Genomic DNA, 11,851 nt, shown 5'->3' on the forward strand with positions numbered 1-11,851 from the left:
TTTTAACCCTTTTTAATAAAATGATAATTTATTATATAACTTTAAAAATATTAAAGGGTTAAAATGGTTTTTTATGCGATTATTTTTTTAAATGTGTTGATTTATTTACTTGAATTTTTATTTGGTAAATCTGTATTTATAAATAACTTTGCACTTTATTATGGAAGTGATTTTTATACATTTTTTACCTACTCGTTTTTGCACGGAGATTTTGAGCATATTTTTATGAATATGGTAATGCTTTTTATGCTATCTCAAATTCTTAGATTTTTAAATATCAAACACTTACTAATTGTATATTTTGTAGGTGCAATTATTTCATCTTTGGGGTATTATTATTTAATGATAAATATGGGATATTATAATTTCATTTTACTTGGAGCTAGTGGAGCTATTAGTGCTTTGATGGGTTATGCTGCAATTATTTTAAGACAAAATGGATTTTTAATAGCTATTGTAGTAACTAGTATAATTTCTGCTGTGATTTTTCAAAATATTGCTTGGCAGGCTCATATTTTTGGTGCTATTTTTGGCATAATCTATGCTTATGGAATTTATTTTTTTAAGGAGATAGAATGAAAAATTTTTTAAAAGGTTTTAGCTTATGCTTTAGTTTATTTATATTCTTTATATTAGGATTAATATCTACTAAAATTTATGAGTATTTAATAAATAAAGATGAAATTGTTATTGAGCAAACAATAGAAGTAGAAAAAAGATTAAATTATGATTCTTATATTTCAAATCCAAAATTTACTATGACAAAACAACTTAGTGTAAAAGAAAATCTAAATGAAAATGAAAAGAATGAAATAGAAGAATTATTCTCTAAGGTATTAGAAAGAGTAAAAGAAAGTAATTTATGTGAAGGTGGAAGCTATATATTACAACCTAATATAGCCTATCAAGATGGAATGAATATTCCAAATGGTTATAAATTTGATTCTGCTTTAAGATGCGAGTTTAAAAAAGAAGAATATCAAAACTATAAGAATTTATTAAAAGATATAGATAACATACTAGCTAATAATGAGTATATTACAATTAATTCTCCTGCCTTAAATCTATCAGTTAGTAAAGAAGAAATAAGCATAATAAAACAAGAATTGTATGATGAAATATTTAAAAAAGCTATAAGTATAAAAGATAAATATTCTAATCTTACAAATAAAATTTGTGAAATAAAATCAATAAAACATTATGAATTAGCACAAAATCAAATATTAGGTGCTGATTATAAATACGATGATACACCAATAGAAAAAGATAGTGATTTTAAATTAAACGCTACTTTAGAATTAACTTGCAAATAAGGAAAAAATATGAGTGAAATTATAACTAAAGGCTTTGCAGCTTATGACGAAAATGCTAATTTTAAGCCAATTACTTTTAAAAGAAGTGCTTTAAGAGATGATGAGATATTGATTAAAACTATGTATTGTGGGATTTGCCATAGTGATATTCACGCTGCTAAAAACGAATGGAAAGCTACAAAATATCCTATAGTTCCAGGTCATGAAATAGTTGGCTTAGTAGTTGAAATCGGTAAAAATGTAAAAGAATTTGAAATAGGAAATTACGCAGGAATTGGTTGTTTGATTAATTCTTGTGGTGAATGTGATGCTTGTTTAAACTCAAATGAGCAATTTTGTCAAAAAGGTGCTGTTTGGACTTATAATAGCGTTGATTATTTTAATAATTCAGAAATTACTAAAGGCGGATATTCAAATTATATAAAAGTTCATAAAAACTATGCAATTAAAGTTCCTAATAATGCTCCACTAAAACTAATTGCTCCACTTTTTTGTGCAGGAATTACTACTTATTCTCCACTTAAATTCTCTAAAGTTAGTAAAGGTATGGATGTAGCAATCGCAGGATTTGGAGGCTTGGGTGTAATGGCTTTTAAATACGCAAAAGCAATGGGTGCAAATGTTAGTGTAATAGCTAGAAACGATACTAAAAAAGAAGCAGCTATTAAACTTGGAGCAAGTAATTATTATAATGATATTAATAAGGTTGATAAAAAATTTGATGTAATAATTAGCACAATTCCAAGTAAATACGATGTCTTAGCGTATGCAAGAACTTTAAAATACGGCGGAGAAATGGCAATCGTTGGCTTACCACCAATAAACGAGCAAGTATCAATTAGTCTAAATGCCTTAATTAGAGTAAGTCATAAGAAAATTTATGGCTCATTAATAGGTGGCATTAAAGAAACTAAAGAAATGCTTGAATTTTCATTAAAACACTCAATTTATCCAGAAGTTAAAATTATAAAACCTAATGAAATCAATAAAGCTTATGATGATTTATTGAATAATTCAAATTCTTTTAGATATGTAATTGATTTTAATGAATAAAAATCTAATTTTAAGCCTAATATCTTTAGGCTTAATATCATTTTTAAGCGTATTAATTGAAACTTCTTTAAATGTTACTTTTGCTTATTTAATACAAACTTTTAATATTGATATTAATAAAGCTTCTTTACTTACTTCTATGTTTTTACTAGCAATCACACTTACAATGCCACTAAGCTCATATTTAGTAAATCAAATAAATACTAAAAAACTTTTTATTTTTACTAATTTATTATTTTTAATAAGCCTAATAATTTGCTCAAGTGCAGGTAAGTTTTATATTTTAGTTTTTGCTAGATTTTTACAAGGAATTGCTGCAGGTATTGCTCTACCACTTATGTTTAATATGGTAATTTTTAAAGCTAGTGAAAAATACTTCGGATTTTTGATGGGATTTTGTATATTTTTAGTAGCGACTGCACCTGGTTTTGGACCAATTTATGGTGGATTTATTATGAAATATTTTAAGTTTAAAGATATTTTTATATTTTTAATACCTTTTTTGGTTTTTGCCTTTGTTTTAGGAATTAAAAATATTCCAAATCTTGCTACAAAATACAAATTAAACTTAAAAGAATATATATTAATTGTATTGCTAGTAATTAGTGTTTCTATAAGTATTAAATATATTTATATTGTATTTTTTAGTATTTTAATTATTTTTATGCTAAATAAAAGCAAAATTATTGCAAGTGCTAAGAATTTACAATTTTTCTCATCTACTTTAATTGTATTTTTAATGCAGTTTTTTGCTTTAAGCTACTCATTAATACTACCGAATTATTTAATTATGAGTAAAAATTATGATAATTTTGAAGCTAGTAAAGTAATGCTTTTAGGCTCATTAATTGCTGCTATTTTATCTCCAATAAGCGGATATTTAAGCGATAAATTTGGCTCTTTTAAATTAAGTTTGCTAGGTATTTTTATCATAATAATTGCAAATATTTTATTATTAAATATTGAAGAAAAAACTTTATTAAATCTTTCAATATGTTATTTAATTTATGCTTTCGCACAAGGCTTATCTATGAGTGCTTTAATTTCTTACTCTATAAAAATTTCTAAAGATAAAACAAATGCAAATAATTATATAAATACTTTTCAACAAAGTTTTGGAAGCTATGCTGTGATGATAATATCTATAATTTTTAATAATAATTACGAAATTGGCTTTTTAAATTCTATAAAATTAATATTATTTTTAGCATTTTTACAATTAATCTTAATTTATTTTGCTTTTAGAAAAAAAATCTAGCAATGGGTTTTTAATCATTGCTAGATTTTTTATTATATAAACTTATATAAAGAATGTAAGTGATATAAAATAAGTTGAAAGCTTTATGTGCTCGTTATTTAAGCTTGATTTTTGTAAAATGTAAGTGCTTTACAAAGTGCATAAAATAAGAGTTTTTGCTTTACATTTTATAAAATACTTTCAAAAAACCTTTACAACATACTTTACAAAATCTTTATAAAAGCCCATTAAATCGGCTTTAAAATACTTTATAAAATCTTTTTAAATAAATATATGCAAAAAATATTGCGGGGACATTTGGGGGATATTTTGTCCCCCATAAATAAAATTATAGCAACATTTTAAGCCAATTTTTTATATTAATCTTGACCATTTCTAACGAATGCAGGTTCGTTAAAATCTCTAGTTTTATAATCTACTTTTATTGTTCCACCACTTACTTTTTGCATTTCAGGTTGAACTATTTTATAGCTTAACTCTTCTTCACGCTTTTTGCTCTCTTGCTCAATTTTAGCTTTTTGTGCTCTTGTTTCATCAAAACCTGTAGCTATAATAGTAACTTCAACAGCATCAGCTGGCAAGCTAGTATCTAATACATGTCCGCAGAATACATTTAAATCTTCGTTACTAGAATTTGAAATCTCTTCCATTGTCTCAACAAGTTGGAAGAAAGGAATATTTTCACCATAGCTAAAAAATACTATCATAGCTTTAGCATCTTGTAGGTTAGTTGTATAATTTTCTAATAATGGAGAATCAATTGCATTTGCATACGCTTCTTTAATAGCATTTTCACCTTCAGCTCTTCCCATTCCCATAAGTGCTGTTCCACGATGGCTCATAACAGAAGTAACATCTGCAAAATCTATATTAGTATCAGCTTCAATTAATAACATTTTAATTATGCCGGTTACAGCATTTACTAAAACATCATTAGCAAATTTGTTAGCTTCTCTAGTATTTAAAGTTTTTGGAACTACTAATTTTAACTTATCATTTTGGATTAATATAACGCAATCGCTTTCTTTTTTTAGCTCTTCTAATCCTTTTTCAGCAGCTTTAATTCTAGCTTTTTCATAGCTAAATGGGAATGTAGCAACAGAAACAACAAGTATGCCTAAAGATTTTGCAATTTTAGCAATTACTGGACCTGCACCAGTGCCAGTTCCACCACCTAGACCTTCGGCGATAAATAATAATTCTGTTCCTGCTAAGCGTTCTTTAATTTCATCTTCAACTTCTTCAGCTGAAATTCTACCTATTTCAGGATTTGCACCAGCTCCACGACCATTTGTCTTCTTTGGTCCTAATTGTATTTTAATGTTTGCTTTTGACCTATTTATATCTTGAATATCAGTATTTGCAATCATAATATCTACATTAGAAATATCAACTTTTAAAGAACTAGCACAAGTTTCTACAATATGATTTATCATATTTCCACCTGCTCCACCAACACCAATTACTTTTATCTTAACGCCGCAATCCATTTCACTCTCCATTACTTTAAAATCTATATTATCACCTAAAATATCAAAATCCATTTCTTAAAATATCCTTTCTATATAAGCACAAACTTTCTTCCAAGATTTAGCAAAAACGCCTTCAGATTTTTCTTCATTAGAACTAATCTTTAATGACTCTAATACTTCATCTTTGTCATTTTTTTCAACCTTAAGCAATTTTTGTTCCTTAACATCTATATTTGTGTAATAAGAAGTATTATTTTTAGTTTCTATTTCTTTATCTACCGAAAAATCTATGATTTTTTCTAATTCTGTGGTTTTTTGTCTAGTTAATAAAACACCACTAGAATTAAGCTCATATTTAGTATGAAAACCACAAGAATACATACATAGGCCTAATAAACATGTATATTCAGGCATAGTAAAAATCTCATTATCCCCATAAAATACGCTATTTTTTTCTATAACGGTTCTTACGGCTTTATTGTTAAATTTAGGAGTTGCTCTTTCAGCCATATTGTCTATTTTAAAACAACCTCCAGTTAAAACTACTCTTGAGAAAAATTTCTCATAAGGACTATCATCTATGCTAGCATATATACATTCAAGCATTTCTGTAAGTCTCATATTTACACACTTTGAAACTGATTCAACAGATACTCTATCAAGAGTTTGAGAACCGGTTTTGTAATATTCTACATGGGTGCTATTTTCTTCATCTTTAAATAAAGAAAATTGTAATTTAATCTTATCTGCAACCTCATTGCTAGCGGTAAGATATTTAGCAATATCGCTTGTAATATGCCAAGAACCAAAAGGAAAATAATACATCCATATAATTGAATTATAAGCATATATTGCAATATCGCATACTTGCGAACCACAATCAATGATAGCAACACCATTTTCTCTTTCATCGTTATTTAAACAATAAATTGAATTAGCATATATAGAAGATACTAAAACATAGTTTTTTATATCAGCATTTGATAATATTTGCTTTATATTTTCATAATCATTTTTATTCATAGTAATAATATTAGCTTCCAATCTAAAGCTTGAAGCCATCATACCAAGTGGATCTTCAATATTATCAGTATTATTCGCTCTAAATCTATAAGGTAGTATATGAATTGGAATTTGATCGCTATGAATATCTGCAGATGTTCTAGCAGCATTAATTGCTTTTTCTATATCCTTAATCGTAATTGCCGAGCCATTAGCATCTAGCCTTATGTCAGCATATCCAGTTACAGAATTTGTATAAGCCCCACTAACAGAAACAGCAATTTTATCTATATTAATACTTAAATTTTCCTTAACCTTATTTACTGCTTTTTTAATGGAATTACTTGCGTCATTAATGCTTGTAATTTTTCCAGATTTAATTCCGTAAGTTTGTGCATTAGCAACACTAACTACTTTGATACCTTCCCCATCAAAACTAACAATAGCTACTTTTATTAAACTAGAACCAAGATCAATAGCTAAAATATTCAAAATTCACTACCTTTATAATAATTTTTAATTTCATAACGCTTATCTAATTCTTTTATTAAATCATCAAGCATAAGAGTAAAATTAATATTTTTCAACTCATTACTTAAATCAGTATTATTCTTTTCACTTGTATTATCAACTAATTTTTGAGAAAGTATTTCATATACTAATACTTTATCATTTAAAAGCACATAAGATTTTTTAGTATTTTTTAAAAATAACTCGCTCACAAATGTAAAAAATTCTGTATCTGTTAAATCGGTATTATTTTTAGAAACTTTAGATATAAAACCTATATTTTTTCCATTAATTTTATCTTTTTTTAATTCTTCTTCACCTGTATTTGACAATAATTCTTTAAATTTTAATTCTCTTAAATCTTCTTCTACCATCATTTTAGCTTTTTCAAATTCTAAAGCAGTTGGCTGATTTATTTTATCAAGTCTTACTATGTAATATTTATTATCCATAATAAAAGGCTTACTCATTTCACCTATTTTTAAATCTTTATTTTGTAAAACTAATTCAGAATAAGCATTTTGATTTGTAGTTGATTGGAATTTAATTTCATTATTTTTTAACTTAATGTAATCAAGTTTAGCTTCTTTTTCTAACAAACTTAAAGCAAAATCTATCTTAACATCATTTAATGCTAGTTCATATTCTTTAATTTTGCCTTCTTCATCTTTATAATTAAATTTATTATTTTCCCAATAAGCTTTCATATCACTTTCAATTAAATTGTCTAAATTAGGATTTAATGTATATACAGAATAATCATATGATAGTTCAGTTTTGTATTCATCTTTATGTTCTTGCCAATAAGACTTTAATTCATCTTCGCTTAATTTGATTTTATCTTCTTCTTTAGACAAATCTATAATTTTTAAATTTATCTCATCTTGCATATTTAAACTAGCATTTGCGATTTCTAATTCTTCTTTATTTGCTGGAACTGCTAGCAATTTTAATAATTTAGAAATTTCTAATTTATTTTTGATTTGATTAGCAAAATCTGCTTCACTCATTCTTAAATTTTTCAAATATGTTAAATATTTACTTTTATCAAATGTTTTATCTTCTTCACTTTTATTAAATAACTCATAGCTAGCTATTGTTTTTACAACTTCTTCTTCACTAGCATAAAATCCCAAATCATAAGCATAATTTAATAATAATTTTTCTCTTATTAATTCCACTAATGCTTGTTTATCCAGTCCTAATTTTAACGCTTGTTCTTCTGTTAATTCACCATTAGATAATTGATTTTGAATATAAAATAATTCGCTATATTTATCATTAAATTCTTTATGTGTTACGCCTAAATTTCCTACTTTTGCTACATATTTGCTTCTTGAACTATTTAAATCTACACTACCCCAACCAACAGTTCCTGCACCAACAAATGCTATAACGCTAATCCAAATTGTAACAACTAAATATTTTTTATGACGCTGCATCCAAGTAATCATTATTTATCCTAATTTCAAGTGTTTTTAAAGAAAAATCCTATCTTATAAGCATTAACAAAGATTTAATTTATAAAGAAATTTTAGCCTGTAAATCTATGTCAAAAATTTTAGAAAATAAACCATTAAAATCTCTATCAAAAATCAATAATCCAAAATTCTTTATCATTAAAAAATTAGATTTATTTTTTCTTAATTTATCTATTAAAACATTCATATCTTGCAAAATTAATTCATTTTCTATAAAAATATTTTGATTTTGATATTTCAAACTTGAACCATTGCATATTTTCATTATATCTTTAGTGCAAACTACAGCTATAACTTTAGCTTGTGAAAAAGAATTATATATTTTTGAATGTAATTTTGCATATTTGCAAGCATTATATTGTTTATAATTTTCATTTAATAATAATTTAATAAAGAATGAATTATCATCATTAAATATTGTATTTTTGTTTATTAAAAACGCATTATCTTCAAATCTTGAAGATATAGAACCATTAAGTCCATATATAAAATCTTTTTCATACATTATTTTTGCATATTTTTTGATTTCAGCAAACATTATTATATCCTTGTTAAAAAGTTTTATTTATTATATATACAATATTAAATTACAAGGTAAGCATTTGCAAATTCATATTCCCGTTTTAAAAGATGAAGTAGTTAAATTATTTAAAGATTTAGATAATGGTTATTATCTTGACGCGACTTTGGGCTATGCAGGACATGCTAGTGCTATATTAAAAAATAATAATAAACTAAATCTAATAGCGTGCGACCAAGATATAGAAGCCATCAATTATTCTAAAGAAAAATTAAAAGAATTTAATGTAGATATTCAAATTCATAAAACAAATTATGAAAATATATTTTCTTTCATTAATAACAAAAATGAAATTAGAGGTGTATTAGCAGATATTGGAGTATCTAGTTTGCAACTAGATAAAGATGATAGGGGTTTTTCTTTTGATTCTAGTGAATTAGATATGAGAATGGATAAAAATAAAGATTTTGATGCAAAAACTCTAATTAATACCTATACTAATAAACAACTAAGTGAAATTTTAAAAAATTACGCAGAATTACCAGAAAAACTAGCTTCTGATATAGCTTCAAATATTATCAAAAATAGACCTATTAACTCTTGCAAAGAACTTAGTAAAATAATAGGAAATGCAAAGTTAAACAATCGTAGTGTAAGCCTAAAAACTTTAATATTTCAAGCAATTAGAATTGAAGTAAATGATGAATTAGGAGTGCTTAAAAGATTTTTAGAGCAACTGAAAGAATTTAAAAATTGTCTAATTTGTATAATTACTTTTCATTCTTTAGAAGATAAAATAGTAAAAGACACTTTTAAAAAATGGGCAAACAATTGCATTTGTGATGAATTTGCAATTAGATGTGAATGTGGTAATAACCATTCCTTAGGAAAAATTATTACTAAAAAACCAATTGAACCTAGCAAAGAAGAAATAAAATATAATTCTAGGTCAAGTTGTGCAAAACTTAGAGCGTTTTATTTAAAATAATGAAAAACATAAGAACAAGTACAGAAGAAAAAGAAGAATTACTAATAAATAAATACCAAGATTATTCTATTTTAAGTTTTAACAAAAGGCTAATATTATTATTTTTTATAATAATGATTATATCAATTAGCTTAGTTTGGGTTAGACTTCAACTCTATGAATCAAGTAAAGTTTATGCTCAATTAAAAGATAAAAGAGAAGTATTAAGCGAAGAAAATAAAGAGCTTAAAAGAAAAATAGAAGCTTTACAATTTAAAAATAAAATTACAAATTATTTTGAAGTGCAATATGGAACTAAATAAACAATATTTTATTAATTCGTATCAAAAATTAAAAGTGTATTTTCATAAATACGACCCTAGTAATTTTTCATTACTATACGCTATGAAAGCTTGCGTTGGACTTGCTATTTGCTTAATCATAAGCTATTTTACAATTCACGAAAACTATACTATTTTTAGTGTTTTATCTTGTGTTTTTATATTTTATATGAACAATTTTAATGCAGTTGGAACTAAGAAAATATTATATTTGCTAGCTTTTACTTTTTTTGGTTGTTTTTTTGCTCTAGTAGTTCCTTATTTAATAAAACTTGATTTTTTTATGGCAATTCCTAGTTTTATTTGGATTTTCGCTGTTATTTTTGCAGGTGCAATTTCACAAGACGCACTAAAAGTTGGCATATATGCAACCTTACTTGTTATGGCTATGTTAATTAGTGCTAGTCTAAATAATTTTGATTCTTTAGAAGTATTTTATGCGACATTAATTGGCTCTTGCGTAGCAACTATTTTTAGAACTTTTGCATTTTATACTTATGGTGGATTTACTAGAAGAAGTTTTATAATGCTTTTAAATGATTTGATTTATATGAGTGAAAATATGACAAATAGCAAATATGAAATGTGGCAAAATTTATTCGTAACAAGGATAAATGAATTTAAAAGACTTTTTGAAAGTAAATCAGTAAATATAAAAGACTCAAGCCTTATAAGACACCAAGAAATGGCTATGTTTTATTTGCTAAAGTGTGAAGAAATAGCACTTGCTTTATTTTCACTAAGGACATTTTTTAAACAAAATTCAAAAAATGCTCATATAAAAAATATTCAAAATGAAATTATTTTTAATCTTGAAGAATTAAAAAAGATATTTAAAGATGAAAAAGTCAATCTCAAATCATTTTGTCTTGATAGATTAAAACAATTAAATACCTTACCAATATTATGCACCTTAGTAGAGGTTCTTTATTACAAGCTTGAATTATTTAAACAAGGTGGAGCAAAACAATTAACCTTAAAACCAAAAGATAAAAAAATCACAATTAAAACTATTTTAGAAAAGTTTCATTTTGATAATAAGTATTTTAAATTCTCAATAAAAGTTGCATTAGCAACTTCGTTTTCATTATTTTTAGCATTATTTTTCAAAATTGACCACGGAATTTGGATAGCGATGGGTGTTTTTACAATGTTTAAAGAAACCATCAATTCAACTACAATTAATAATAAAGAAACCATTTATGCAGCACTCATAGGCTTTGCATTAGGACTTTTAATTATTTTTTCAATACATTCAAAATTAATTTTTGTAGTGCTATTTTTATCATATTTTGCTTGTATATATTTTAAGCATTTTCCATATTTTATAGCAACTATTTTTATTATGTTAAATCTTGCTATTTTATTTGCGAGTTTAGGACTTGATTATGAAAGATTACTTGTATATAGATTGATTGATTTTATTGTAGCATTTTTTATAGTTTATACCTTTTCGTATCTTTGGCCTAGCAAAAGCGAAGATGATATAAAACCTACTTTAAAAGACGCAATAAATAATCTTAAAAACTTCTTAAGTGCTGTTATTAAAAAAGAAGATTATTTAAATTATGAAAATAAAATTTTATTAAATATTAAAAGCCTTAAAAACCTTTTATACGAAAGCAGAAACAAACATAATAAAATTGAGCAAATTAGACTACTAGAAGCAGTTTTGGAAATGAATAACTTATGTATATCATTAAATGAGTATTTATATTCAAAATATAATAAAATTCAATTAAAAGAACAATCAGATATTGGAATTTTAATCACTAGATTTAAAATGATGGAAAATATAAGCAATGACTTGCCTTATTATTTTTATGATGAAATAGATGATAAAATTCTAACAAACGATGAGAGAATTAAGTATTTTATAAACCAAATCTCAAAACGCCAAGATATAGTATATAAATATCTAATTGATAACTAAA

General features: G+C 25.1%; 11 protein-coding genes. 7 read left to right on the forward strand and 4 right to left on the reverse strand.

Features of this window, described 5'->3' with window-relative positions:
- Nucleotides 1-63 precede the first annotated feature (63 nt).
- The 4 genes from AVBRAN_RS06100 to AVBRAN_RS06115 are packed head-to-tail and all read left to right on the forward strand — an operon-like array spanning nucleotide 64 to nucleotide 3,624.
- Entirely contained in the window at nucleotides 64-579 is a 516-nt protein-coding gene (locus AVBRAN_RS06100; protein ID WP_239802752.1) for a rhomboid family intramembrane serine protease, read from the forward strand.
- Entirely contained in the window at nucleotides 576-1,313 is a 738-nt protein-coding gene (locus AVBRAN_RS06105) for a hypothetical protein (protein ID WP_239802753.1), read from the forward strand. Before AVBRAN_RS06100 ends, AVBRAN_RS06105 begins: the two co-directional genes overlap by 4 nt.
- A gap of 9 nt (nucleotides 1,314-1,322) precedes the next feature.
- Nucleotides 1,323-2,366, forward strand: a complete 1,044-nt coding sequence (locus AVBRAN_RS06110; RefSeq protein ID WP_239802754.1) for an NAD(P)-dependent alcohol dehydrogenase — start codon at nucleotides 1,323-1,325, stop codon at nucleotides 2,364-2,366.
- Nucleotides 2,359-3,624: an MFS transporter gene (locus tag AVBRAN_RS06115; protein ID WP_239802755.1), complete on the forward strand. Its 1,266-nt coding sequence runs from the start codon at nucleotides 2,359-2,361 to the stop codon at nucleotides 3,622-3,624. Before AVBRAN_RS06110 ends, AVBRAN_RS06115 begins: the two co-directional genes overlap by 8 nt.
- Before the next feature lie 359 nt (nucleotides 3,625-3,983).
- Here AVBRAN_RS06115 and ftsZ read toward each other — a convergent pair whose 3' ends face one another.
- From ftsZ to AVBRAN_RS06135, 4 genes are all read right to left on the reverse strand, one after another.
- Nucleotides 3,984-5,168, reverse strand: coding sequence for a cell division protein FtsZ (gene ftsZ / locus AVBRAN_RS06120; protein ID WP_214116589.1), 1,185 nt, complete (start codon nucleotides 5,166-5,168; stop codon nucleotides 3,984-3,986).
- 3 nt (nucleotides 5,169-5,171) lie between these two features.
- Nucleotides 5,172-6,590 carry a cell division protein FtsA gene (gene ftsA / locus AVBRAN_RS06125; RefSeq protein ID WP_239802756.1) on the reverse strand — a complete coding sequence of 473 codons (1,419 nt, stop codon included), beginning with the start codon at nucleotides 6,588-6,590 and terminating at the stop codon, nucleotides 5,172-5,174.
- Entirely contained in the window at nucleotides 6,587-8,062 is a 1,476-nt protein-coding gene (locus AVBRAN_RS06130) for a peptidylprolyl isomerase (RefSeq protein WP_239802757.1), read from the reverse strand. The genes ftsA and AVBRAN_RS06130 overlap by 4 nt, the downstream gene beginning before the upstream one ends.
- 67 nt (nucleotides 8,063-8,129) lie before the next feature.
- Entirely contained in the window at nucleotides 8,130-8,627 is a 498-nt protein-coding gene (locus tag AVBRAN_RS06135; protein ID WP_239802758.1) for a hypothetical protein, read from the reverse strand.
- Nucleotides 8,628-8,691: 64 nt separating this feature from the next.
- Here AVBRAN_RS06135 and rsmH point away from each other — a divergent pair, with 64 nt between their 5' ends.
- Genes rsmH through AVBRAN_RS06150 form a run of 3 tightly spaced genes read left to right on the forward strand, consistent with a single transcriptional unit; the run spans nucleotide 8,692 to nucleotide 11,850 of the window.
- The gene (rsmH, locus tag AVBRAN_RS06140) at nucleotides 8,692-9,597 is read left to right on the forward strand and encodes a 16S rRNA (cytosine(1402)-N(4))-methyltransferase RsmH (protein WP_239802759.1); all 906 of its coding nucleotides are present in this window, start codon (nucleotides 8,692-8,694) and stop codon (nucleotides 9,595-9,597) included.
- Nucleotides 9,597-9,899 carry a hypothetical protein gene (locus tag AVBRAN_RS06145; protein WP_239802760.1) on the forward strand — a complete coding sequence of 101 codons (303 nt, stop codon included), beginning with the start codon at nucleotides 9,597-9,599 and terminating at the stop codon, nucleotides 9,897-9,899. Before rsmH ends, AVBRAN_RS06145 begins: the two co-directional genes overlap by 1 nt.
- Complete coding sequence (locus tag AVBRAN_RS06150; protein ID WP_239802761.1) at nucleotides 9,886-11,850, forward strand: FUSC family protein; 1,965 nt, start codon at nucleotides 9,886-9,888, stop codon at nucleotides 11,848-11,850. The genes AVBRAN_RS06145 and AVBRAN_RS06150 overlap by 14 nt, the downstream gene beginning before the upstream one ends.
- Nucleotide 11,851: the final 1 nt, after the last annotated feature.

This window comes from Campylobacter sp. RM12651 (assembly GCF_022369475.1).
Lineage (GTDB): Bacteria > Campylobacterota > Campylobacteria > Campylobacterales > Campylobacteraceae > Campylobacter_E.

Bases quoted from the DNA above. Each gene is read 5' to 3' on its own strand.
- AVBRAN_RS06100 (WP_239802752.1), top strand. From the start codon at position 64: ATGGTTTTTTATGCGATTATTTTTTTAAATGTGTTGATTTATTTACTT.
- AVBRAN_RS06105 (WP_239802753.1), top strand. From the start codon at position 576: ATGAAAAATTTTTTAAAAGGTTTTAGCTTATGCTTTAGTTTATTTATA.
- AVBRAN_RS06110 (WP_239802754.1), top strand. From the start codon at position 1,323: ATGAGTGAAATTATAACTAAAGGCTTTGCAGCTTATGACGAAAATGCT.
- AVBRAN_RS06115 (WP_239802755.1), top strand. From the start codon at position 2,359: ATGAATAAAAATCTAATTTTAAGCCTAATATCTTTAGGCTTAATATCA.
- ftsZ (WP_214116589.1), bottom strand. From the start codon at position 5,168: ATGGATTTTGATATTTTAGGTGATAATATAGATTTTAAAGTAATGGAG.
- AVBRAN_RS06130 (WP_239802757.1), bottom strand. From the start codon at position 8,062: ATGATTACTTGGATGCAGCGTCATAAAAAATATTTAGTTGTTACAATT.
- AVBRAN_RS06135 (WP_239802758.1), bottom strand. From the start codon at position 8,627: ATGTTTGCTGAAATCAAAAAATATGCAAAAATAATGTATGAAAAAGAT.
- AVBRAN_RS06145 (WP_239802760.1), top strand. From the start codon at position 9,597: ATGAAAAACATAAGAACAAGTACAGAAGAAAAAGAAGAATTACTAATA.
- AVBRAN_RS06150 (WP_239802761.1), top strand. From the start codon at position 9,886: ATGGAACTAAATAAACAATATTTTATTAATTCGTATCAAAAATTAAAA.